This window comes from Leifsonia sp. L25, from assembly GCF_050632895.1.
On the sequence record NZ_JBODRZ010000004.1, the window covers coordinates 228,775 to 251,872 of the forward strand.

26 protein-coding genes, 1 tRNA gene and 3 pseudogenes are annotated in these 23,098 nt (G+C 64.6%); 11 read left to right on the forward strand and 19 right to left on the reverse strand.

The window, feature by feature from the left end; genetic code table 11:
• Positions 1 to 82 precede the first annotated feature (82 nt).
• The 8 genes and pseudogenes from ACRAWC_RS21750 (at position 83) to ACRAWC_RS21785 (ending at position 6,136) form a co-directional block, all read left to right on the forward strand.
• Positions 83 to 544, forward strand: coding sequence for a DUF6153 family protein (locus tag ACRAWC_RS21750; RefSeq protein WP_431349622.1), 462 nt, complete (start codon positions 83 to 85; stop codon positions 542 to 544).
• 83 nt (positions 545 to 627) lie between these two features.
• Entirely contained in the window at positions 628 to 1,314 is a 687-nt protein-coding gene (locus tag ACRAWC_RS21755; RefSeq protein WP_431349623.1) for a DUF305 domain-containing protein, read from the forward strand.
• Positions 1,315 to 1,336: 22 nt separating this feature from the next.
• Positions 1,337 to 2,298 (forward strand): annotated as a pseudogene (locus tag ACRAWC_RS21760) (multicopper oxidase family protein); the annotation flags it as partial.
• Positions 2,299 to 2,569: 271 nt separating this feature from the next.
• Positions 2,570 to 2,869, forward strand: a complete 300-nt coding sequence (locus tag ACRAWC_RS21765) for a multicopper oxidase domain-containing protein (RefSeq protein WP_431349973.1) — start codon at positions 2,570 to 2,572, stop codon at positions 2,867 to 2,869.
• Positions 2,870 to 3,179: 310 nt separating this feature from the next.
• Positions 3,180 to 3,718: pseudogene (locus tag ACRAWC_RS21770) on the forward strand (DUF4396 domain-containing protein).
• Between the two features lie 213 nt (positions 3,719 to 3,931).
• Positions 3,932 to 4,264 carry a hypothetical protein gene (locus ACRAWC_RS21775; protein ID WP_431349624.1) on the forward strand — a complete coding sequence of 111 codons (333 nt, stop codon included), beginning with the start codon at positions 3,932 to 3,934 and terminating at the stop codon, positions 4,262 to 4,264.
• A 47-nt stretch (positions 4,265 to 4,311) separates the two neighbouring features.
• Positions 4,312 to 5,727 (forward strand): annotated as a pseudogene (locus tag ACRAWC_RS21780) (AAA family ATPase); the annotation flags it as partial.
• A gap of 106 nt (positions 5,728 to 5,833) precedes the next feature.
• Positions 5,834 to 6,136 (forward strand): hypothetical protein, encoded by a 303-nt coding sequence (locus tag ACRAWC_RS21785; protein WP_431349625.1) that lies wholly within the window; start codon positions 5,834 to 5,836, stop codon positions 6,134 to 6,136.
• A gap of 1,794 nt (positions 6,137 to 7,930) precedes the next feature.
• On the opposite strand, the gene ACRAWC_RS21790 is transcribed toward ACRAWC_RS21785, so the two are convergent.
• From ACRAWC_RS21790 to ACRAWC_RS21835, 10 genes are all read right to left on the reverse strand, one after another.
• Positions 7,931 to 8,575: a hypothetical protein gene (locus ACRAWC_RS21790; RefSeq protein WP_431349626.1), complete on the reverse strand. Its 645-nt coding sequence runs from the start codon at positions 8,573 to 8,575 to the stop codon at positions 7,931 to 7,933.
• Complete coding sequence (locus ACRAWC_RS21795) at positions 8,523 to 8,861, reverse strand: hypothetical protein (protein WP_431349627.1); 339 nt, start codon at positions 8,859 to 8,861, stop codon at positions 8,523 to 8,525. The genes ACRAWC_RS21790 and ACRAWC_RS21795 overlap by 53 nt, the downstream gene beginning before the upstream one ends.
• Before the next feature lie 457 nt (positions 8,862 to 9,318).
• Positions 9,319 to 9,579, reverse strand: a complete 261-nt coding sequence (locus ACRAWC_RS21800; RefSeq protein WP_431349628.1) for a hypothetical protein — start codon at positions 9,577 to 9,579, stop codon at positions 9,319 to 9,321.
• Between the two features lie 211 nt (positions 9,580 to 9,790).
• A complete protein-coding gene (locus ACRAWC_RS21805; protein WP_185275396.1) occupies positions 9,791 to 10,231 on the reverse strand; it encodes a single-stranded DNA-binding protein in 441 nt (146 codons plus the stop codon).
• Positions 10,232 to 10,274: 43 nt separating this feature from the next.
• On the reverse strand, positions 10,275 to 10,730 hold the full coding sequence (locus ACRAWC_RS21810) for a hypothetical protein (protein WP_431349629.1): 456 nt from the start codon (positions 10,728 to 10,730) through the stop codon (positions 10,275 to 10,277).
• Positions 10,731 to 11,187: 457 nt separating this feature from the next.
• Entirely contained in the window at positions 11,188 to 12,096 is a 909-nt protein-coding gene (locus ACRAWC_RS21815; RefSeq protein WP_431349630.1) for a type IV secretory system conjugative DNA transfer family protein, read from the reverse strand.
• Between the two features lie 410 nt (positions 12,097 to 12,506).
• Positions 12,507 to 13,025, reverse strand: a complete 519-nt coding sequence (locus tag ACRAWC_RS21820; protein ID WP_431349631.1) for a hypothetical protein — start codon at positions 13,023 to 13,025, stop codon at positions 12,507 to 12,509.
• The gene (locus ACRAWC_RS21825; RefSeq protein WP_431245944.1) at positions 13,022 to 14,335 is read right to left on the reverse strand and encodes an ATP-binding protein; all 1,314 of its coding nucleotides are present in this window, start codon (positions 14,333 to 14,335) and stop codon (positions 13,022 to 13,024) included. The genes ACRAWC_RS21820 and ACRAWC_RS21825 overlap by 4 nt, the downstream gene beginning before the upstream one ends.
• Before the next feature lie 137 nt (positions 14,336 to 14,472).
• A complete protein-coding gene (locus tag ACRAWC_RS21830; protein ID WP_431349632.1) occupies positions 14,473 to 14,976 on the reverse strand; it encodes an SCO6880 family protein in 504 nt (167 codons plus the stop codon).
• The gene (locus ACRAWC_RS21835; RefSeq protein ID WP_431349633.1) at positions 14,976 to 15,533 is read right to left on the reverse strand and encodes a hypothetical protein; all 558 of its coding nucleotides are present in this window, start codon (positions 15,531 to 15,533) and stop codon (positions 14,976 to 14,978) included. Before ACRAWC_RS21835 ends, ACRAWC_RS21830 begins: the two co-directional genes overlap by 1 nt.
• On the opposite strand from ACRAWC_RS21835, the gene ACRAWC_RS21840 reads away from it, so the two are divergent.
• Positions 15,511 to 15,978: a hypothetical protein gene (locus tag ACRAWC_RS21840; protein WP_431349634.1), complete on the forward strand. Its 468-nt coding sequence runs from the start codon at positions 15,511 to 15,513 to the stop codon at positions 15,976 to 15,978. The genes ACRAWC_RS21835 and ACRAWC_RS21840 overlap by 23 nt on opposite strands.
• A 24-nt stretch (positions 15,979 to 16,002) precedes the next feature.
• Here the strand turns inward: ACRAWC_RS21840 and ACRAWC_RS21845 are convergent, their stop codons facing one another.
• The 7 genes from ACRAWC_RS21845 to ACRAWC_RS21875 form a co-directional block, all read right to left on the reverse strand.
• Positions 16,003 to 17,055 carry a hypothetical protein gene (locus ACRAWC_RS21845; RefSeq protein WP_431349635.1) on the reverse strand — a complete coding sequence of 351 codons (1,053 nt, stop codon included), beginning with the start codon at positions 17,053 to 17,055 and terminating at the stop codon, positions 16,003 to 16,005.
• Positions 17,056 to 17,060: 5 nt separating this feature from the next.
• Entirely contained in the window at positions 17,061 to 17,384 is a 324-nt protein-coding gene (locus ACRAWC_RS21850; protein WP_185275402.1) for a hypothetical protein, read from the reverse strand.
• Positions 17,381 to 17,536, reverse strand: a complete 156-nt coding sequence (locus tag ACRAWC_RS21855; RefSeq protein WP_185275403.1) for a hypothetical protein — start codon at positions 17,534 to 17,536, stop codon at positions 17,381 to 17,383. The genes ACRAWC_RS21850 and ACRAWC_RS21855 overlap by 4 nt, the downstream gene beginning before the upstream one ends.
• A gap of 5 nt (positions 17,537 to 17,541) precedes the next feature.
• Complete coding sequence (locus ACRAWC_RS21860) at positions 17,542 to 18,201, reverse strand: hypothetical protein (RefSeq protein WP_185275404.1); 660 nt, start codon at positions 18,199 to 18,201, stop codon at positions 17,542 to 17,544.
• Positions 18,202 to 18,289: 88 nt separating this feature from the next.
• Complete coding sequence (locus ACRAWC_RS21865) at positions 18,290 to 19,390, reverse strand: hypothetical protein (protein WP_185275405.1); 1,101 nt, start codon at positions 19,388 to 19,390, stop codon at positions 18,290 to 18,292.
• On the reverse strand, positions 19,387 to 20,136 hold the full coding sequence (locus tag ACRAWC_RS21870; RefSeq protein WP_185275406.1) for a sigma factor: 750 nt from the start codon (positions 20,134 to 20,136) through the stop codon (positions 19,387 to 19,389). The genes ACRAWC_RS21865 and ACRAWC_RS21870 overlap by 4 nt, the downstream gene beginning before the upstream one ends.
• A 475-nt stretch (positions 20,137 to 20,611) precedes the next feature.
• Positions 20,612 to 20,809, reverse strand: a complete 198-nt coding sequence (locus ACRAWC_RS21875; RefSeq protein ID WP_185275407.1) for a helix-turn-helix transcriptional regulator — start codon at positions 20,807 to 20,809, stop codon at positions 20,612 to 20,614.
• A 102-nt stretch (positions 20,810 to 20,911) separates the two neighbouring features.
• On the opposite strand from ACRAWC_RS21875, the gene ACRAWC_RS21880 reads away from it, so the two are divergent.
• Together ACRAWC_RS21880 and ACRAWC_RS21885 are read left to right on the forward strand one after the other, a co-directional pair.
• A complete protein-coding gene (locus ACRAWC_RS21880) occupies positions 20,912 to 21,292 on the forward strand; it encodes a helix-turn-helix domain-containing protein (protein WP_431245945.1) in 381 nt (126 codons plus the stop codon).
• Positions 21,293 to 21,506: 214 nt separating this feature from the next.
• The gene (locus tag ACRAWC_RS21885) at positions 21,507 to 22,655 is read left to right on the forward strand and encodes a site-specific integrase (RefSeq protein ID WP_185275409.1); all 1,149 of its coding nucleotides are present in this window, start codon (positions 21,507 to 21,509) and stop codon (positions 22,653 to 22,655) included.
• On the opposite strand, the gene ACRAWC_RS21890 is transcribed toward ACRAWC_RS21885, so the two are convergent.
• Together ACRAWC_RS21890 and ACRAWC_RS21895 are read right to left on the reverse strand one after the other, a co-directional pair.
• Positions 22,611 to 22,817 (reverse strand): hypothetical protein, encoded by a 207-nt coding sequence (locus tag ACRAWC_RS21890; protein ID WP_431349636.1) that lies wholly within the window; start codon positions 22,815 to 22,817, stop codon positions 22,611 to 22,613. The genes ACRAWC_RS21885 and ACRAWC_RS21890 overlap by 45 nt on opposite strands.
• A gap of 183 nt (positions 22,818 to 23,000) precedes the next feature.
• Positions 23,001 to 23,088: transfer RNA gene (locus tag ACRAWC_RS21895), tRNA-Ser, on the reverse strand.
• Positions 23,089 to 23,098: the final 10 nt, after the last annotated feature.

Genomic DNA, 23,098 nt, shown 5'->3' on the forward strand with positions numbered 1-23,098 from the left:
GGGGCATTAGGTCCCGTCAGCAGTTAAACCCCCGGCGGGTATCCAGACTGCGCCGGTAGTTTGTCTCCCGGAAGGAGGAGAAATGCTCGCCGACAGCATCTCGATGCGCACCCGCACCTGGCGCTGCGTGCTCGTCCTCCTCTTCGCGGTCGCGGGCATCGTGACCGGGATCCTCGCCATGCACGTTGTCAGCACGCCTATGGGCGAACCACACGGGTTCGTCGCGGTCCAGCCAGCGGTATCCGCGTCGACAGTGTCACACCCAGACCAATCGCACCCTGCAGTTTCCAGCCAGGCGATGTCCGACACCAGGGCGGGCGGGGGATGCGCTATCGACGGCTGTGATCCGATGCACGACACGACTGCCATGATCTGCACGCTCGCGCTGCTCGCCGCGACGATCCTCCTGATCGCCCCGGTACTCAGCCGGGCGCTCCTCGGCCTGGGCTCCCGGGCTGCACCCACGACCCTGGCCCGGATGATCACGCGCAGGGTCGGATCATCACCACCGTCTCTTCTCGCACTGTTCATCGATCGCAGATGACGCACACCGCACACCGCGCATCGCGCGGTGTTGCTTCAGCGTGCCTACCATCCGCAGATTCATACGACGAAAGAGACCCCACAATGAACATCCGACTGATCGCGATCGCCTCCGGCGCACTCCTGACCGCCGCCGCCTTGGCTGGCTGCACCGCGGGCGCCTCCGGAAAGGACCCAGGCATGGGCAGCATGTCCGGGATGACCCACGGGAGCTCGAGCCCCGCCGCCACCTCCGACCACAACCAGGCCGACGTCACCTTCGCCATGAGCATGGTGCCCCACCACCAGCAGGCCATCGAAATGTCCGACACGCTCCTTGCCAAGCAGGGCATCGACGCCCGGGTGACCGAACTCGCGCAGAAGATCAAGGCCGCGCAGCAGCCGGAGATCGACACCATGAATGGCTGGCTCGACACCTGGGGCCAGAAATCCGACATGGGCGGCATGGACATGGGCGGCGACGGCACGATGTCGCAACAGGACATGGACGCGCTGAGGAACGCGTCCGGCGCAGACGCGTCGAAGCTGTTCCTCACCCAGATGATCCAGCACCACCAGGGCGCCATCACCATGGCCACGACCGAGACCGAACAGGGCACGGCCATCCGACGCCGTCGCGCTGGCGAAGAAGATCGCCGCCGCACAGAGCGCCGAGATCGCCACCATGAAGCAGCTCCTCGCCAGCCTCTGAACCGGTCGCACCAGACGCGGGCGCCGTCACCTCTCCCTCGTGGCGGCGCCCGCCCCTCCCCACTCCTCACGGCCCTCTAGCCGCTTCCTCTCTGGACATCTGATGAACTCTTCGAACCTCACCCGGCGCAGCCTTCTCCTCGGCGGCGCCGGGGTCGCCACCGCCTTCGCCCTGGCCGCCTGCACCGGCGGACCGAACCTCCTCACCGCGACCAGCAGCCCCGTCACCGCTGCCGAAACGGCCCGGCGGCGCACCGGGCGAACAACCCGCGTCCAGCTCACCGCCGCCAAGACCGACATCGACCTGGCCGGGCGCACCGCCTCCACCTGGGCCTACAACGGTGAAGTCCCCGGCCCCACCATCCGGGCACATGTCGGTGACATCATCCGCGCGCACGTCACCAACCAGCTCCCGGACGACACCACCGTCCACTGGCACGGCATCGCCCTCCGCAACGACATGGACGGCGTCCCCCGATCACCCAGCAGCCGATCGGCCCCGGAGCTTCGTTCGACTACGCGTTCACCGCCGACGCCCCGGGAACCTATTGGTACCACCCGCACGTCGGCCCGCAACTCGACCGCGGCCTCCAGGGCCCGCTGGTCATCGAAGACCCCCGCGAACCCCTCAACTACGACCACGACTGGGTACTCGTGCTGGACGACTGGCTCGACGGCGTCACCGCGACACCCGACCAGGTACTCGCCGACCTCAAGAAAGGCATGAAAGGCATGGGCGGGATGGGAGGAATGGGCGGCATGATGGGCGGCGGCCAGGACGGCACCCTCGACCCGCGCCGGCAACCTGCTCACCGGAACCGGCTCCAACCTGCTCGGCGGCGACGCCGGAGACGTCTACTACCCCTACTACCTCATCAACGGACGCCCAGCCGGAGACCCGGCCACCTTCACCGCCAAGCCCGGGCAACGGTGCGGCTGCGCATCATCAACGCCGGCGGCGACACCGCCTTCCGATTTTCGGTCGGCGGCCACCGGCTCACCGTCACACACACCGACGGTTACCCGGTGAACCCGGTCGAGGGCGACAGCATCCTGCTCGGGATGGGCGAACGCTACGACGCGATCGTCACCGTCGCCGACGGTGCCTTCCCGATCGCGGCCGAGGCCGTCGGCAAAGCCGACCGCGGCTTCGGCGTCCTCCGCTCCAACTCTGGGAGCCCCACACCCACCGCGAACGGTTACACGGCCTCTGACACGTCACCGGTCACAGCGGCGGTACTGAGCGCCACCTCTGCAGACACCCTGCAGCGGCGCAGAATCGACCGCCGCATCGACATCGCCCTCACCGGCGGAATGATGAAGTACGACTCGGGGCATCAATGGCAAAGCCTTCGACATGAACAACCCGCTCGACGGCGCCTACACGGTCCGGGAAGGCGAACGCGTCCAGCTCACCATCGCCAACCAGACCATGATGTGGCACCCGTTCCACGTTCACGGCCACACGTTCCAGCTCGACGGCGGCCCGCGAAAGGACACCGCGATCGTGTTGCCGCACCGATCTCTCACGGTGCTACTGGATGCCTACAACCCGGGCCAATGGATGACGCACTGCCACAACATCTACCACGCCGAATCAGGGATGATGGCCGTCCTCGGCTACGAGAAGAGCTGAGTCAACGGGCTACAGCCCGCGCCAGGATCCGGGTAGCAGTGGAGGCATGACGCCTCCCCACGCGATAACGCCTGCCCTGGGCGATTTCCCCACCTGGCTCAACGTCCTCGCCTGGACTTCCCTCGGGATCGGCATCGCCTGCACCATCGGCGTCGCCGTCGATGTGATCCGACGACCGCAGAAGATGGCCGTGATGAACGTCGTCTGGCCCGTCTCCATGCTGTTCGGAGGATTCCTCTGGCTCGGCGGCTACCTCCGCTGGGGACGCACACCCGCACCTTCACAGAATGCGGACGATGCGGAGACGCCCATGGCGGTGGCCGTCGGCACCGGTACCAACCACTGCGGGGCCGGCTGCGCGCTCGGGGACCTCATCGCGGAGTGGGTCGCCTTCCTCATCCCAGCCGTCGCCGTCGCGTTCGGCTGGGGTTGGCTCTTCCAGGACAAAATGTTCGCCGTCTGGATCCTCGACTTCATCCTCGCCTTCGGACTCGGCATCATCTTCCAGTACTTCGCCATCGCCCCATGCGCGGGCTCGGACTCGGCAAAGGCCTGATCGAAGCGCTCAAAGCCGACGCCGCCTCCATCACCTCCTGGCAGGTCGGTATGTACGGGGCGATGGCGCTGATCCAGCTCGTTCTGTTCCCCGCACTCTTCGGCGGCCGCGCCCCGGTCAACTCGCCCGAGTTCTGGTTCGCAATGCAATGGGCGATGCTGCTGGGATTCTGTAACGGCGTACCCGGTCAATTGGCTGCTCATTCGAGTGGGCATCAAAGAGCGGATGTAAGGCCGAGGGCACTCCGAACGTCAATCACGATCGGCATTGGCCTGGGAGAGGTCAAACATTGAGGGGATCGCGTCATCGCAGGCGCAAGGAGCATCGACCGAGAGGTGTGGGAGGCCGACGAGAGAGAAGAACCAAATATCGACAGACAACGAAATGAGAGAGCCAGCCCAAGAGAGAAGAACTGACACGAGGAGACAAGAGAGGCCAGGGCAAGAGCAACAGGAGAGACAAGAGATAGACGATGCACGTAGGCACTCTTTGAGTGTGCGCGCCCCGTGAGCGCCCAATTGCGCGCGAAACCGGAAGTTCTAAGTGTGAGAGGCGGAGTGGCGCGTTGGAAGCGCGGACAGGCAGCCCAGGGGGTCAAGCAGGCGGTCCGCTACGCCTTCGGCGGCGTCTGCGACGCCACCCTGACAGCTAAGACTGCCGACGGCGCACTGGCGGCCGCGGGCTATGCGGATGCCGTGATGACGCGGTACATCGTCGAGAATGGCGCCATCCGTGACGACCTGCTCACCCGCTCCCAGCTGAAGGATTGGGTCGATGGTGTCGACCCGCTCACCGGCGAGCGTCGGGGCGGGATCTGGAGTCGCCGGTCGCGGATCTGATCTTGGATGCGACGATCAACGCACCGAAGTCGTTCTCGATCGCGGCGATGCTAGACCCAGAGTTGGCGGCCGCCTACGAGGATCTGCAGGACCGGTTGCGTGACCGGATCATCAAGCTGTGGCAAACCGAACTCAACGCCCGCCGAGGCAAGCAGGGCGCCATCCGCGAGGACCTTGCTCGCATCGAGATCGTCGAGCTCCGACACGAACGATCGCGCTCGCTAGACCCGCACAAGCACCGCCACCTCTGGCTGAACGTCAAGGTCCAAGGACTCGACGGGAAGTGGTCCAACGTCGACACTCGCGTCGCTCTCCGGTTCCAGAACGTCGTGAACGCCGAAGGCGACCCTCGCCTCAAGGACCGACCCAACGTGGATCGCCGCGCTGGCCGCGAAGGGCTTCACGCTGGACTCGGACGGGGAGATAACACAGCTGCAGCATCTGGTGCGGCCGCTTTCGAAGCGCTCCGCGCAGATCGAAGCGAACAAGGCCGCTCACCTGCGGCAGTGGAAGGAGCAGCACCCTGGCGAGCAGCCTTCCCCATAGTGCTGACTCAGATCGATCAATGGGCGTGGGCGGCGGGTCGGCCAAATAAGCCGGGCCAATTGGATGAGGAGGATTGGGCGTCGATTGTGATGGCCGAGCTTCTTCATGCCGATCCGGAACTCAGTCGACCGCGAAGCGCGGTCGCGGCTCGATCGATGGTCATCGGCGACCTAGACATCGACCTCTTCGCAGCCATGGCGATTGTAGATGCGGATGCCAGATCGACCGGTTCTGGAGGCAGATTCAGCGATTTGGATGTCCGAGCCGGAGCGATTCGCGCGATCGCTGCTTCCGGCGTAACCGCAGACCGTGCTCGGCTGGAGGCGGTCGTCGATGAAGTGATCACTCGTGCCACACGGACGCACACGGTGACACTTTTGCCTGAGCCGAATATCCCGGCGCACATCAAACGCCGGATGGCGACGTCCACGGCAACGCTGAAGGCCGCTATCGCTCAACGAACAGAGTCTCTAGCCTCGCCGGGCGCGGTTGTCCCCGCCGCAGAGATCACGGCCGTTGCACATGCAATCGAGCCCTCTAGGTCACTCGATGAAGGGCAATTGGAAGGCGCCTCAGCGATCGCCGGCTCGGACCGAATCGTCGTAGTTGCAGGCGCGGCTGGTACAGGTAAGACAACGATGCTCAAAGTCGCCAATGCCGCGCTGCGACAGCGGGGTCGCGTCATGATTATCGTTGCGCCGACTAAGAAGGCGTCCGCTGTGGCCGGGCGTGAGACGGAGAGCGCCTCGTCATCGCTGCACCAGCTGCTCCACGACTACGGATGGCGTTGGAAGAGCAACAACGCCGGCGCGAGCGAATGGTCATGTCTCGGAAGTGGTGACTTCGACCCAACGACGGGCGCCCAATACGAAGGTCCACGAATCGCGATTCGACCCGGTGATCGCATCGTCGTTGACGAAGCCGGCATGCTCGACATGGAGGCGGCCAATGCCCTGCTGGACATTGTCGCCCTAGACAGGAGCAGGTGTTGCACTTGTAGGGGATCAGTACCAGGCGCTTCCAGTGGGACACTCGGGCGCTATGGCCCTCTTCTGGCGCAGAGCCACGCGCCAAGTCGAACTCCTCAATATTCATCGCTTCAAGGATCCTGCGTGGGCCGAGCTCAGCCTCAAACTTCGCCGGTCGGAGGGCCGCGAGCACGCGGAAGAGATTGCAAGCGAACTGGTCCAATCGGGCCACGCTTGTCCTAGCGAGCTCAGAGCTCGAGGCTCGCGAGGCAATGGTCGACGCGATGGTTCGACGCCAACCACAGGCATGAGACCATCTCCCTGGTCACGGCTACCCACGCCGAGGCTCAAGCGATAAGTGAGGATATTCAGAGCCGACGCGTCGTCGACGGAGAGCGCCGACATCCGTGCGGCCGTGTATGGACAAGAAGGACAGGCAATCTTCGTCGGCGACGTCGTCCAGACAAGACGCAACGACCAGCAACACGGACGTACAGGAACTCGCTACAAACTGCGGAGTGAGGGGTGTCACCACTCAGCATGTGATAGCTTGCTGCATCCAACGATTCGACGGACCTCCGGAGGATCACTCACGAGTACGCAGAGTCACACCTTCACTTGGCGTATGCCACGACCGTTTATGGCGTGCAGGGCGAGACGACAGATCTCTCGTTCGTCGGACCCAGTGTCGATGCAGCTGGCCTTTACGTCGGACTTACGCGGGCAAGGACAACAACAGGGTTGTCGTAGTAGCCGCGACAGGCAGTGGCGGCCACAGCTCAACTCGTTGACACAGTGCAGCGTGCGGTCGTTGAGGAGACGATCGACAAATCACGCTCGGCGGCCCGTATGGAACTCCGGCGAGCAGCCCTACCCGAGGCCGGACAAGTTCGAACTGGGTCGCCAGCGCATGCGTCCGGCCTGGGTGCAAGCTGACATCCGGCGACTAGCTGGCTGCGAGTCCGTTCGTTCGAATTCGGCGGCCCGCAAGATTCGCCCCGTCGAGATCGGCGTTGCGCGCATCAAATCGCAGAAGCGCGACCCCCAGCTCATCGGCCCGATCCTGCGCAGTAGGTAGCACTCCCCTGGCACGAAAACCAAAGGACGACGTCCATCGCCGGCAGCAACGTTCGATGCCCGCTCCACCGTTTCGATACTTAGATTGCGCTGTCGGTTGTCCACCCATGCAAGGTAGTGACTGCTGTAGAGGTCGCACGTCTCGAAGTGCGACACCTGAGCTTGCGACCGCATCGTTTGCACCGAGATAGATCATCCACTCTAGGCACAGTTCGACGGCATCTTGATTCGAGGCTCCCCAGGGTCTCGGTAACGGCGGCAGACCTTGCATGGTCTCAGTGTCTACCCGACCACCGCTCGCATCCAGCGTCGCTGGGCCTTGGCAGCGTCGAAGTGGAACGCGCACCCCACTCCGTTGAACTGGTCAACGGAGGTCTGAGCTTTCGCTATCCGGCCTTCGAAAACTCGGGCCCAGATAAGCTCCCCGGCTCCGCTGGTTGGTCCCACGCCTGGCGTATTCGATGTGATCGACAGCGAGGGTCGACATGTCCACCCACCTGACCAACTCTGTCACGCCTCGACGCCGAAGATGGTTCTTCCGAAAGAACCAGTTCGCGTCGACACCAGTGTGACTTGCCATCGCATTCGCGAAGCGCGTCTGCGAGTTCAAGCGCTGAACCCGCGACCGCCATCACCGCCTCAGAAGTAGTCGTTAGTGCTTCGGTCTCTACCGTCTCGACGAGTCCTGAAAGTAGCCATCCTCGGCCGTGAGTCGCGCCCGAACCCAACTCCACGCGCCAGGCGCTTGCCGGAAGATATCGCTTGTATGCATCGGTCGCGTTGAACGCTAGGTTCTCCCGCTGGCCGTCGAACATCAGGCTTGCCGTAAAGGGCGTGGTCTTGGCCGCGGCGCGCGCGAATCCGTTGTCATAAAAGCTGAGCGTGTATCTCGGTGATGGCTTCTTCGGCTCGCGCTTTAGCGGCCGCTGCAGATGGTCCGAACGCCTCAGCCGTACGAAGGTTCCCTTCGACTGACTCCAATTGATAGGCAGCCATGCGCAATATTGTTCGCGCTGGTGGCACGCCAGCATCCAGGATGTAGCAAATCCGCATGATCGCCTCGCCAAGCGCTCGCTCAAGCACGAACGGTGCAACCCGGACGAGCGAACCTGAATCGAAGGCTCAACGCGATCGCTTCCGCAAGCTCCTTGCAGGTGCGAAGCAGCCGTTCGATGGTCTCCATGTTGGTTCCGAAGATGGCCCCATATACGAAGTCGCGCCGCGGGCTGGCTCGCATGTACTGGTCTAACGCGGCGATGCCGGAACCCCGACGCCGCTGGCCACCGGCCTCCAGGGCCTCGTCAAGTAGATTGTCGACGTCAAAGATAGTGGCGCGGAGTAGCCTCGCAGCGTAGATCCCTGGGCCGAACGGTTTCGGATCCATTGCCGATGCGCTCTCAGCACGTGAAGACATCTCCCGCACCCGAAATGTCGAGGGCCGCGCGAGTCGGGATGTACTCGAACGAACGCTCCACAAGCTCCCACACCCCGTGTGTACGCCCACGTGCTTGCAGACGCCGAGCAGCGGCTGAAGATAGGCAACGTCCCTCGCAGCGTACGCAAGCTGCGTGTCGCTCAAGTGGTGCCGAGACCAATCCGAAAGTCGCTCAGTCTTATCGAGCTCAATGCCCAGATACATCTTCAGCGAAGACTTAGAGCTGCGTGAGTCATTTGGCAGCCCGGGGCCGACAATCTTCGCTGCGATCTTGGTGCAGGCCACGTTCTGCTGCGCGAACGGCCCAGTGCGCAGTCATGAAACGTACATCGAAGGGCGCGTGGTGGAAGAGTTTCGTGACTTTTGGTGCCGCGAGCAGACGACTCAGGTTGTCCGGATGTTGGTTGCCCAGCAACTGGACCACAAACACCTCGCCAGCGAAAGAGAGCTGGCAAGTCTCGATTGTCGCAGAACGCCAGTCAAGGCCAGTCGTCTCAATATCCCACGGCCACGACTGCCTCATCCATCGCGCGCGAGAGAATCTCAGCAGGTATGTCCCGCTCCACCACATTTGCGGTTAGTGACTGCATCGACCTTCCAATCTCTCACTGGACCGGCGTGCTCTGCCTCAGAATCGCTTCAATGTCTGAGGTCACGAACTGCCGAATCATGCCATCGCCTACCAAGAAGGTTGGCACGGACCCCCGACGTTCTTGCGTAGTGCGAATAGAGAGTGAGTACGGCCTTGTGCTCGAAGTTGTAATCAACTGAACACGGCGTCGCCAGCCCGCACGTGAACTTCGCCGCCGAGCTCCTTGAAATCAGCAATCGCCTCGTTGATCTTGTCTTTCAGCGATTTGCTCAGACATCTTGAATCGCTGGGACAAGGTGAACAACGTTTCCTTATCCTCCGGGTCGGGCAAGAAGACCCTTCAGCCGGCCTCCAGGCTGAGCCGCAGAGTTTCTGAAGGCGAACGCGATGCGCGTTCCTCCAGGTGGACGCGTATGCGACCACAACGTCGAGGGTCTTAGAGCTCCTTAAATAACTCGTCCCACTCGACCTCCTGGAGGTACTCGTCGGTGACGCGCTCAAGCCCAGCCGAGACGACGTCGGATCGAAGTTGAGCCTTTGAAAGCACCTCCGCCAGAAAGGAGCGCTTTCCATACAATTCCCACGCGATGGTAATCAGGCCGGTCGCGACGAGTAGGCCGCCCAACTGACCGAGCAGCCCAGCAATCCACTGATCGGCTGGCGCAAACGGACGACTTGAAATGATCAGCAGCACCAACCCGGGAACTATGAAGACGATCGCGACGAGCGTTGATGAAAGATTCGTTGTTCGTCGTGCTTCTGTCGCGTCTCCTCTTGGCACGAGACAGATACTATTGAGCACCTTCTCCGTATCGTCGGGTAGGCCGCGCGGCGATTCCGTTCGGCACGCAAGGTACACTTCCGGGTCGAGGCAGAGCCAGCATCCGGCTCTGCCTCGACGATCGCGCTCATCGAGCAAGCGTCGAAGGAGAAAGTGCTCTCGCGGCTGTCGAAGGGCCGGAACTCGACGCCTCCGGGCCGTCAACTTTTGGGCGCCGGGTCACCTCCGCTGCGCTGTAGCGGAGCGAAGGGCCGACGCTATCGGCGACGACTTCGGTGGCGGCTCGGGGTTCGCCGGTGGCCTGGTCGGTCCAGTGGCGGAACTCGAGGTTGCCGTTGACGATGACGGTGTCGCCCTTGGCGAGGCTGGCGCGGACGTTCTCGGCGGTGCGGCCGAAGACGGTGGTGCGGTGGTACTGGGTGTCGCCGTCGACCCATTTGCCGTCTTCGAGCTTGCGGTCGGTGACGGCGACGGTGAACTTGGCGAACTTGGTGCCGTTCTGTGATTCGCCGTAGTCGGGGTCGGCGACGAGGTTGCCTTCGATGCTGATCGGGACTCGTGTACTCATCGTTCTTCCTTTCCATTTTGGCGACCAGCTATTGCGGTCGCTTTCACTTAGAACTTCCGGTTTGGGGTCGGAAAATGCGCGCGGAGAGCGCGCAAATCAGCGGCGTCTCCGCCTGCGGCTTGGCGTGGCTCTCGCGAATCCAATCGACCCACTCCGCTGGAACCGCGTCGCCGCCGGTATGTAGTAGTTCGGTGTGGCCGTTGTGGCATTCGCCGTTGTACCAAGTCGCCAGTCGGGGGATGGCGACCGCGAGGCGTTCATGCCAGCCGATGGGTCCGTAGCCGGCATCGAGACTGTCGTAGGACACCAGCCATGCGGTGTGGAGGGCGGAGAGTTCTTCGACGAGGGCGCCGTGCTTGAACCAGCACGGCGGGATCTTCCGCGAGGCGAGGTTGTAGCGGTGGGTGAACCAGACCACCCATTCCCGGAGGTCGGTCCAGACCTCCGGGGCGTCCGCGTAGTCGAGGGTGCGCCAGTTGATGACACGGATGCCAAGCATCCCCGGACTCTGCCGCGGCGCCTGGTCTTCCCAGCCCTCGGCGAGGGAGCGCGACGAGGTCATCGAGTGGGATGTCGTCGGTCACTGCTGCTCCAGGAAGGCTTCGATGCAGTGGGCGATCTTCGGCCTGCAGCCGGGCGATCGCTTGGACGGAAGCGGTGCGGCGTGAGACGAACCCCGAGAGGGCGCGGTCGCGCTCGATGAGCTGGTGGACGTACTCGCGGCAGCGCGGGTGCAGGGCGGTCAGGTCTTCGTGCGGCTCGTGGGCGGTCCAGCCGTGCGGGGTCTGGGTGACGCGCGCGGTAGTCGAGGTGGTGCAGCTCGAGGCCGCGGGCGCTGCCAGCACCAAGGCAGAGAGCGCAGCGGATGGTGCCGATAGCGGGACCCTTCCTCGAGGAACCATCGGTCGCGGCGGGCGAACCATGCTCCTGAGTGCAGGTAGTTGCTGCGGTAGGTGTTACCTCGGGCGGGACGGCGACGGTTTGACATCAGTTCCCTCTCCCGCTGATCCTCGGCGATCGAGCGCGGCTTCGATACTCGTTCGGCGAACACGACCTGTTGATCGAGTTCCGGTGAGCTTCTTTCCGGCGCTGACCTGGTGGGCGTCGTCGCGATCGGTCCATCCGCGGAGGTCGAGCAGGATGCCGCGCCGGTTCCGGCATGCGAGGAGTCCGACGGTGTCGGGCATGCGTCGGATCTCGTCGATCGTCATCACCGGCACCTTCTCGTTCTGCACGTTCGTGGACGACCCGTTGTCGTTGTACGAGTGCCCGGTGGTCCGGATCCGGCGAAGCCCGAGAAGAGATTCGATGTCGCGGAGATGGTCGACGTCGGACGCGCCACCGAGGAGGAGCTTGGCGGTGGCTGCCGACCAGATCGTGTCCGCCTCCGACCGCGACCATGCCGTCTCGGCCTGTGAGAGCGCCTGCAGAACCACGACGGTGGAGATGCCGATGCCGCCGCCGTCGGCCACGATCCGCGGCAGCGCGGGCCAGGAGAACATATTCGCGATCTCATCCAGGATGAGCGCGAGCGGCAGATCGAGCCGGGAGCCCGGCGAGGCGAGGGCTTTGCGGCGGGCGGTCTCGACCATGTCGTCGAGGATCGCGCCGAGGAAGCCGCCGACCGACCCGGCGCCGGCGCCCGTGCCGACGAGGTAGAGGCTGTTCGGACCCAGCGAGGAACGCGTCGAGGTCGAACTGCTCCCCGGACCCGGCGTCATCGCCTTCCGGATCGATGGAATGGACAGCGGTCGGAGGGCCACCGAAGAACACCGGAACCAGGAGTTCGCCAGCAGCTTCTCGTCGCCGTTGATGATCGCGTCCAAGTCTTCGGACCAGCCAGGCGACCCCTGGTTGGCGAGCACCCCAACCGCCTCAGCGCGAGGCGGGGGTTGGACCCCCAGCGGGCGAGCGCGTCAATGCCTCGCCCGGAAACGGCGGCCGCGTGAAGGAGCCGGGACAGCACGGAGGAGGACACCTGCGCCCATTCCTGGTTCGTCTTGGATACGCCGAGCGCGGTGCCGGCGATAATCGCTTGCCCGCGCTGGTCCGCGATCAGAGGATCCTCGCATCCGGCGACCGGTGAGATCCGCAGTGCCGAGCGCACCCCTGTGAGTTCCTGCGGGTCGAACACCGTCACGTCCCCGACACGAGCGCGCCTCGCGCATCGTCGCGGAGAGGTTGTCGTTGCGGGTGGAGGTGGTGATCAGCGGTCCGTCCCAGTCGAGGATGGCGTTGATGATGAACCGGTAGCCCTTGCCCGACCGGGGCGCGCTCAACCACGATCGAGTCCTCGATCGATACGTAGACGTCCTGCCCATGGGCGCGCCCGACCTTCCAGCCAGCCGCTGACGGCGCAGGGTTGACCAACGACGGCCGAAGGGTCTTGGCGCGATGAAGAGCGGTGCGTGCGGAGGTGTGCTTGCGGGACTTCTCCGGGCTTGGCGAGCCCGTCGCGGCCGCGGAGGTCGTTGATGAAGTGCCGATCCGACTGCCAGTAGCGAAGCCACCAGACCGCCCCAACAGCGATCCCGCTCAGAAGGAGGATGACGGTCAGCAGATCAAGGACCCGGATGAGGGTGACCGGCGCCACGCACCCCGGCACCAAGCTGAAGCCGGAAGGGTCTCCGCCCATGGCCAGTTGCAGACCGGCGAAGACGCTATCTGGCTGGCCGCCGCCGCAGCTGGCAGCGAGGGTCGCGGTCGCGACCCCGGTGGTGATGGTGCCGGCGACGACGATGGCGAAGAGGCTGTAGAGGGCGACGTGCGTCCAAGAGGAGCCGTGGGTTCTCATGCTCGTTCACCGCCCATCGCGTCGGTGCGGAAGATGCCGAGTTCGTAGTCGGTGCAGATGTTGCGCACCTTCGCCACCCGGTCCTGGCCGATCTGCCAGAGCCCTTCGCCCTTGTGAAGTTTGCGGACGAGGTCGGCTTGGGTGTCGTTCCAGCCGAGGATCTCCCGCGACCTCGCGATCTCACCGGAGTGCTGCGCGTAGGAAATGCGGGTTTCGCAGTCCGCGAGCAGGCCGAGCGCGCGCGAATGGAGGGCGCTGTTGCGGTCACCGAGCGCGTCCAGGTCCGCGACCCGGTGCAGCAGATACCAGTTGGAGGTGCCGAGGTGGCGCGCGACCTTCTCGTCCTCGACTCGCTCCGCGAGGCCGTCTCCGCCGGAAACATCGTTTAGCAGCTCAACTGCAGCCTCCTCGTGGATGATCACCCGCGCCTGCCGATTCGCGCCGAGAGAAGAACGGCGGATCCAGTTCGCCGTCGCCAGCCTCGCTAGCGCTTGCGCCTCCGGCGACGCCCCTTTCAGCGCGGAGGTGTCGACGACCATCATCGGGGCGTCCGCGTCGAACCGGACCGTGGAGGGTCCGTCGAAGAACCCGGTGAGATCGCCAGAGACCATCCGGCGCAACGAGTGCGCGAGTCGGTGGCCCGCTTCGACCACCTCGAGTGGCTGGCTCTGCCCGGGATCGACGAGACGGTCGTACACATGGGTGATGGTGACCGTGGACTGACCGCGGAGAGCATCGAGAGCGACGTCGAGTGCGGTGTGCTCCACCGGTTCCAGATTCCCGCCTTCGCGGAGGCGACGGATGATCGTTTTCACCGTCGCGCGACGGTACTGGAGCACGTTCAGGTTCCAGTCCTCATCCGAGAACGACGGATCACGCGGGCCTTCATCGAGCAGATTGATCCGAGCGGCCTTGCCCGGGCCGACGCTAATCGACTTCCCGCCGACGTACGCGGCGACGCGCACCCACTCCCCATTCGGGTCGTGCGGCACCGCGACCTTGCGCCCCAGCCGGGCCAGCCGGGAGGACCAGGACTTCGCCAGCATCGACTTGCCGGTCCCCTTGACCCCGAGGATGGCGACGGAATGGGAGCGGACGGCCTCGGCGGAGTACGCGTCCCAGGGGTCGAAGCAGAACGGGGCCCGCGAGAGGAGGTTCTCCCCGATGTACGCGCCGGTGAGGATGTCCCCGGTCTCGGCCAGAAACGGATACGCGCCACCCAGCACTTTCGACGAGCAACGGTGTGCAGGTGGGGTGGCGCGCAGTGGGCCGCGCAGGTTGTGCGGCTGCTTCCAGCCCCACGCCGGCATCTTCGAGGCCGGGAGTTCCGCGGACTGCAGCTTCCAGGTGGAGTTGTTGTCGGTGGCGGTGGTCTGTCGGTGGCGTCCGTTGGCGCCGAGCTTCTCATTCGCCGGGATGCGACCAATGACAGCTCGACTGCTTCATGTCATTCCCCTTCCAGCGGCACCGGTAGCGCCGCGGTGACGAACCCGGCGGCCTGCTGCCCCGACATCGACGCCAGCACGAGACGGGCCGGATGCGACGCCTGCTCGATGTCGGTCCGCGCCTTGGCGAGAGCGTCCTTGGACTCAGCGGAGATCGTCACGAAACCGCGGTACTGAACATCCCCGAACCCGTCGACGAGGTCGTGCTCCCGCACCGCGAGGTCCTCCTCCTCGCGCAGGTGAGTGAGCGGGATTCGGGAGGACAGCTTCATCCGGATGGTTGCTGCGGTTTCCATGTCCGACTGGGCGCGGTTCAGCTGGGCCAGCGCTTTGTGCGTGGCGACCGGTCGAACCTGCAACGTGATCACCCGGGTCGCGTCCCCGGCGTAGAGGAGCGGCTCGAGGAACCCGGTGCGCACGTCGGTGCGCGGCCATTCGGCGACCCAGAAGGTCTGGTGCCAGGACTCGTCCACCCGCAGCGCATCCCAGCCTTCGTCGATTCCCATCACCGGCGACGGCGCGGATACGATCCCGGAGTCCTGCTCCGCCGGGTCGCGGCGGCCACGGGGTCGGCCGACAGGGCGTTCAGCTCGTCGAGCTCGTCCGAGGTGAGCCATCCGGCCGGGGTGAGCCGGGCGTGCTCCATCGACGTTTCGATGCCGGCGACCCTCTCCTTGAGCACGGCGGCAAGGCCCGTGAGTCCTCTCCCCGCGTCCCGGATCGCGCTGTTGAGCGCAGCGGTGTCGAAGGTGAGGGTGATGTAGTTGGTGAACCCCATCGACCGCTTCGAGGCCGCCTGCGTCAGCGCCCAATACTGCTCGCGCAGCTCGGCGGTGACCTGCGGGTCGTGCTCGTTCTCCCGCACGACCAGGTAGTCCCGCAACTCATTCGAGGAGGCGCGGTCAACGCGGATCCGGATCGTGGTCTCCCGGACACCGGGCAGGTTCTCCAGCGAGCTGAGCCATTCCACGAACCTGTCGTACGCGGCTTCTTGAGTACCGTTGTCGCGCAGCGCCCACGCCCTCGATCCGACCTTGACGGTGACAGAGGCGAGCTCTGCCACGGGCGTTGTAGATGAAGCCGCCAGCACCGGGGATCTGGATGATCTGCGCGTCCCCAAGCGCACCAGGGAGGAGGAACTTCGAGGTCACGACAGGGGTGACGGCGGCGACCTGCGCGTGCCCCACGTCGAGGGAGGCGACGCTCACACGGAGCCAGACATCTCGGCGGAAGAGCGTTTGCCCAGTCAGACTGCGACGCACGTAACGCGCAGCTTGGGCGACGATCACGATGACCGGTTCGCGCCGGTAGGTGGCGAGGGCGAAGAACACCACGACAGCGACGATCGGGATCATCACCCAGATCGCGTTGGTGTCGATGAACAGGGTGGAAAGCAGGACCGCGACGGCGGCACCGATGACGACCAGTTGCAGGAACGTCAGGCCGAGGAAGATCCCTCGGCGCCTCCCTGGCGGCGAAGCGGACCCGGGGTGCGCCTTCCTCGGTGATGATCTGGTCTGCGGTGAGGGTGGTCATGAGTTATCTCCCCAACCTTGACGACTCGTGCCGCGGTGCGGACGGGTGCGGCGGCGGTGCTCGCGCGCGAGAACTGGTCGCGGACGGAGAACCGGTGGTGGAGGGCGGTGCCGACTTCGGCACCGGCGAACGAGACGAGCTTCGTCGCCCACAACGGGCTGAACGACGCGGCGATCACCGCCCCGGCGGCGACGAGGATGACGCCGATACTGAGGCTGGCCTTGGTCGAGCTCCACGGCCAGTAGGACGACGCCGGCGGCGAGTGGTTTGGCGATGAGGAGCCCGACAGAGAGGTTCAGCCATCGTTGCGCCCAGGCCGTGAGCTTGGGCTGGCCGATCATCATCAGCCCGACCGGTGCCATCGCGGCCAACGCGAGGAGTCCGAATTCGCGGATCGACATGGCGATGAACAGGAACAGCGACGCGATCATCATCAGCCCGACGATGAGCAGCGCCATCACGTATTCGCCGACGGACCCTGGTCCTTGTGCCCCTTGGGTGGCCATGCCCCAGATGACGCCGTCTTGGGAGAACTGCATGGTCTTCATCACGGCGCCGTAGATCTGTTTCGGGGCGTCGAAGAGGCCGACGACGCGGAGCAGGCTTTGGCTCAGGTCGCCGCCTTGAACGGCGGTGGTCAGCGCGCGCGTGATGTCGTCGGTGATGCCGGAAGCCTTCTGCATCCCCCAGACGCAGATCGCGCTGAACGGGATGGCGAGGGCGGCGCCGGCGGCCGTCCGGCCGATCCTGCCCCAGTCCTGAAGGATCATCGCGATGCCGATCTGCACCAGGGCGACGATCAGGATGACCGGGGCGGTGACGGCGATCCAGAACAGGAACTGCGAGTGGGCGATGTTCCAGCTGCCCTGGTCGATATTCGTGTTGAAGGATCCGGCGATCATCGTGGCGATGAAGTCGCCGAGGTTCTTGATCGTGGAGCCCATGAACTGGGCGACGGTTTGGGATGCCTGGCAGCCGAAGTCGGCGACGAAGCATCCGTAGTTCGGGGTGAACGGATCCGACGGTGCGGTAGCGACAGTGGCGATCATGATGGTCACACCACGTGGAGCGACTGGCCCCAGTTGATCAGACCGGCGATGCTGCCGGCGACAGCGACACCGGCGAGGCAGCTGAGCACACCGATGATCCCGGCCTTTTGGACACGTCCGTTGCTGGAGATGTGGCCGACGACGATGAACCCGGCGGCGATCAACCCTCCGATGATGGCCAGGATGAGCACGATGGCGAACACGACGTTCGCGATCGTCTGCAAGGCTCCGACCCCGGGACCGGAGAAGTCCGGGCTGGGGTTCGGGACGGCCGCCACGGTGATGATGCGGGCGTGGACGGTGACGAGGGCTTCGTTGAGGGCGTTCATGATTCTTGGTTCCTTTCCGTGGGATCGGTCGACGGTTCGGGTTCTTGTGATTCGCGCATGCGCCGGGCGGCGAGGTAGCCGGAGGCGGCGATGCCGAGCAGAGCGATGGAGATCAGGGTCAGCAGGCCGAGCAGGTTGAGGATCAGGTCCACGACACTCATTCCCCGTTCGCGTTGGCCGCGCGGGTCGCGGAAGTCGGAAGGGGGACGGTGAGGATGTTCGCCTTACCCTCGGACGGGATGTTCACGGTGAGTTCGAGTTGGTCGACTCCGGCCGGGACGTAGTAGGCGACGGCGAACGATCGGCTCTTCTCGTTCGGGATCGTCCAGGTCGACTGGCCGTGGAAAAGCCCGGTGGGCAGCCAGGGCAGGCTTGCTGCCTTGGCTGCGGCGGGGCCGTCGGCGGTGTCGAGGACGGCGGGTTCGGGGCGGCCGTCGAACTGTGTGCCCTTCAGGGTGGCGCCGGTGACGTCCTGGAAGTCCTGGTTGCCCTGGGAAGGGATCCACTTGCCGGTCATAGTGACCTTCAGCAACAGCACCGGTGTTCCGACTGGGAACAGCTCCGAAGGCGAGTTCGGGAGCGTGCACGGGCAGCCGTGCTTTCCCTTGACTGTGGTGCCCGGGTAGACGTCGACCCAGACGCTGCTGACGATGCCCGATGCCGCCGGCATCGCGTCCTGCGCGGACGTCGACGTCGGCGTCGGCTTGGCCGGCGCGACCGTCGTGAACGACGGGTTTCGTGTTGGCGCCGCACCGGCGCAGCCGGCGAGGGCCAGGCATGAGAGGAGGGCCGCGAGTGCGATCAGCTTCTTGTTCATCTCAGTTCACCTCGGCTTCGTATCCGCCCTTCACTTAGAACTTCCGGTTCCGAGCGATTTGTGGCGCGCATCTTGGAGACTCGTTTGGTCAGGGCACCTGAATGTGCTGGTGGTTGCAGGTATCGGGAAAGTCGCTGGTGAAGTTCGTAAGCACGCCGAGCGTCACGTGAGCGCGAGACCGGCAGTCGCTTTGACCGGCCGTTGACCCATGCGGGGCGTACGGGTCCAGGACGTGGATCAGCTGGACGGAAAGCGGGTCCGCGCCGGTCAGGGACTGTCGGTTGATCGCGTAGAAGTCGACAGCCTTGCCCTTCCAGTGCGCGGACGCGGTTCCCGCCCCTGGGGTCATGCCGGTGCAGCGTCGGTTGAGGTCGCTGACTCCGACCTGCTGGAAGGACTGGACGGCGACGACGATTAACTGGAGGATGTGCGGGTCGATGGTGCAGTCCGGCGTGGCGGTACCGTCAGCCATGTTGAAGATCTGCTGCTGGTAGCGGGGTTCGAGGAAGTTGAGCTTCTTCGCCTGGATCGCACCGACCAGGACTGCGGCGGCCGCGCGAGCGTCCGCTGGCACCTGACACGCTCCGGCGCTTGCTCCCGTCAGGGCGGCGAGGAGCTGCGCGGCGGGCGTCCAGAACGGGGCGTAGTGGTTCGGGTCGGCGTTGATTTGGACCGCGTGTGCGACCAGGGTCGGGGCGAGGGTCTGCCAGTCCGGCACATGCAGCATGCGCGAGTAGAACGCGGCGGCCGCGGTCGCTGGGTCCATCCGCTCTGCAGGGGTGCCGTAGCTGGCGCCTTGCTGGAAGACACCGATTGTGGTGTTGTCCACCGCGTCGCCATGGTCCAGGTTGCGGAGGCCGGACTCACCGATCGCGACCATCAGCGCGAGGGTCTGCCCGTGCGGGGCCACGCTCATCTTCTGGCCGACGGTGATGATCGTCGCGGCGATCTTCAACTGATCTGGCCCGTACCCGCCCACATTCTGGCCCGCCTCCACCGACGGGACGGATCCACCACACACTCCGCCGCCACCGATTTCGTTGGCTCCCATCGCGAGCACCAAGGTGACCGGAACGGCGACGAGCGTGATGGGGACGACCAGCACGATGACCGCCGCGACGATCAGGAGGTTCCGTGTCGTCTTTGGATGCGACACCGCATGAGCGGCCGCGGCGCCGGCGCCGATCATGCCGCCACCTCCAGCTCGAGGACGTCCCGGGCGATCATCAACAGTCGTTTCGCGGTCGCGATCCGTGCCCGCGCCGATCCGGGATGGATGTGAAGGGTCGCCGCGATTGTGTCCGCGTCGTCGCCGATCATCCCGGCGACTTCGCGGAATCCACCGATCTCGGGCACGCACGACACGATCACGGATCCGGTCAGCGGCAGCCCCGCGTCCGCGGCCGCAAGGGCGGCCAGAACAGTTCGCGCGGTCTGGCACACTCGCTCGCGGATCGTGCGGACACTGCGCTTAGACAGGTGATGGGCTTCCGCCACGCGCTCGGCGTCACCGCTTGCCAGGCTTAGGTCGCTCATCACGTGCCAGTCGGATGCGCCGACGTAATCGGCGACCAGCACCATCCACCGGTGCGCATCAAAGCGGCGAATCATCGCCTCGAGGGGGTCGATGTCCGATTCGGACGCCACGTCGCAGTCGACAGTGACGTCGTCCGTCGGGCCATACTTCCGCTCGATCTCCCGAAGCACTACATGACGGGTGATCCCGAACACGAAGGCGTGCGGCGACCCACGCTCTGGGTCGAACGTCGAGCAGCGGTGCCAGACCGTCTCTCGGGCGATCTGGAGAACGGCGTCGACCTCATTCGGCCAGCCGCGGAAGTGGAAGCGGACGTACGGGCGCAACATGTCGACTTCACGGAGCAGTTCCGTGAGAAGGGCATCCGTCCGCGTGCGGACGTGGGTTCCTCCAGCCACGTGATCACAACCTTCCTTGCATGGAAGTGGCTACTGCGAAGGACCGGGTTCGAGCCGAGGACGGCTCGTCAGAACAGGGCTATGTCAGCGCGAATGGGCGCACACGTGCCCTGGTTGGAGAGGAAGGTTGGATTTGCCGAGGTGCGCCGGGATATCGGCTTCGGGCGGCGCGCCCGGATTCGGTGATGGAGAAGCGACTTCGACTCTGAAGTTCGGGAGTCTCAGCCACGATGCGTCACCGCCGCCCTGACTCGCTTAGCGAGGCCAGCGTTACGGTGAAGAGGGTAAGAATCAGCCGCTCCATTTGGTGCCGCACGCTACCCCCGAACAGGGGTGGCGCTTGGGCGGCACGCCGGGGTGAACCAGCTGTTCTACTCACAGCTCTCGCACTGCAGGTCACCCATCGGATCCACCGGGACGAGGTATCCGTCCACGAAGTCCTGAATGACGCCGGGAAACTCTTTCGGCGGCTCGACTACGCGTACGCTCCCGTCCTCGTCTGCGCGCTCGCTTCCAGCCATGCCAACACCTCCGTCCGCTTGTAGAGCACAGTGCGTGGGGTCGGCTTGTAGAAACGCGGGCCCTTACCGTGATACCGGAGTTGGGCGAGCGCTGCGATCGACAGCCCGGTGAGTTCAACCACCTCAGCGGGCTGAATGAATTCTCCTGTCATCTCATCTCCTCCGTTTCGACAACTCAGGAGTTCTGCAATTGTTGAAACGACCATAGCAAGAATTCCGTGACTTGACAACAGAAGTGGCGATAGGCTGTCGAAATGGCAGACTTTCGATCGGAGACCAGCATCGGTGCGCGCATCAGACTGGCGCGACGTGAACGTGGATTTCGCACGACGAGCGACCTGGCAGAGGCGATTCCTGGCGGGAACATCACCCCCGCGATCCTGGAGAACATCGAATCCGGCAGGAAGGCCGACATCAGCGTTTGCCAGCTCCTGAACATCGCGCGGGGCCTCGACGTGCCGATCAGCATGCTGCTCTCGCCAATCGGGCGGCCCGACGACAAACTCGACCTACAAAACCTCGGCGAAGACTTCGACGGAATGACCGTGGCCGAATTCGATTGCTGGCTTTCAGCCACCCCTCGAGTTCATATCGGCCCCGATTGGCCGCCGAACGCGTGGACATCTCCGTCCTGAACTCGCTTCGCGAACTCCGGGACCCTTCGACGTGAGTTCGACCGCCTCCGGATCGTTCGCGACGTCGGAGCGGCGTCCGGAGACTCTGATCTCACCTTCGACTCAAACGTCGAGGCGCGCCTGGAGCTGGTCGAGCGCGAGCTGGAGCGCGTCGCAGCGCTTCTCACCTCTGCGGGCATCGAAGAGGTGGCAGCACCCTAAAGAGGAGGGCGAGATGGGCAGCGTTCTGTCGTATGAGTCTGCCGGTGGTCGACGCTATCGCGTCATGTACCGCACCCCTGATCACCGTCAGACCACGAAGCGCGGATTCAAGACGAAGCGAGAAGCCGAGCTCTACTTAGCCACGGTCGAGACGAACAAAGCGCGCGGCGAGTACATCGATGCAAGTGCGGCGAGGGTGACGATCGCATCCCTCGGCGTTGAGTGGCTAGCCAACCAGACTCACCTCAAACCGTCCTCGCTCCGACCGCTCGAGATCGCGTGGCGACTCCAGGTCGAGCCGCGTTGGGGACGCGTCCCTGTCGGTGATGTACGACACTCGGATGTCCAGGCCTGGGTTTCGTCTTTGAGCGCTGAAAGGTCCGCTACGACCGTCTTGCGGGCGTTCGGTGTGCTTGCCGGAATCCTGGACATCGCCGTGAAGGACCGGCGCGTGCCGGTCAACGTAGCCCGCGGATCGCGATTGCCCCGTAAGGTTCCTCGCGCTCACCGATACCTCACCCACCAACAGGTTCACGACCTCGCCTACGCCAGCGGCAAGCACGAAGCCCTCGTTCTCCTACTGGCTTACACCGGCCTTCGCTGGGGCGAAGTCATCGCCCTCCGCGTGCGCGACGTCGACTTCACTCGCCGCCGACTCGCCATCTCGGAAAACGCGGTAGAGGTTGGTCCTGCCACCATCGTCGGAACCCCGAAGAGCCACAAGCGTAGGTCGGTGCCGTTCCCGGCATTCCTCCTCGACGCGCTGGCCGGCGCAGCCGCAGGCAAGGAGCCGAACGAGCTGCTGTTTTCCGGCCGGTTCGGTGAGCACATGAAGCGCGCCACACGGGGTCAACGGACATGGTTCAAGAGCGCACTCGACAGGGCCGGCCTTGACCCGATGACCGTCCACGACCTGCGGCACACCGCCGCCAGCCTCGCCGTGAGCGCGGGAGCCAACGTGAAGGCGGTCCAAAGGATGCTCGGCCACGCCTCAGCCGCGATGACGCTGGACGTTTACGCGGACCTCTTCGACGACGACCTGGACGCGGTAGCTGAAGCTCTGGACGGCGCAGCCAGACGTTCTGTGGCACGACCGCATCTCGCGGAGCGGCAGACTTCAGTGGTGAGCAGACCAGTAAGCGCCGCCAACGTACTTGGCTAGCTTGCCCAATCCTTTGACGCCGGCCCCTAGGACAACGACAGCGAGCACGAAAACGAACCACGGATAGGCGATGACGTCTGCCACGATCGCGCTCCAGATCATGACGATCGCTTCCCACCGGGCAGCGCGCCACGTATCGAGAAGCCAGCCGACATCGATCATGTCCACATTGAAGCGGTAGCCGCTGACAATCGGCCATTTGCGACGCCCGCGATCGCAGAAAGACGCCCCGGATCACCAACTCGCAGCGGCGCTTGTTGTCAGTTTGTTGTCAAGTCGAGCGCCGCAGGTCTGGCAGCAAAGACTCGATCCCAGTCATTTACTGGGATCGAGGCCCCCATTCGTTGGCGGAGGGCGTGGGATTCGAACCCACGAGACATTTCTGCCCACCAGTTTTCAAGACTGGCTCCATCGGCCACTCGGACAGCCCTCCCGGCGCCGGG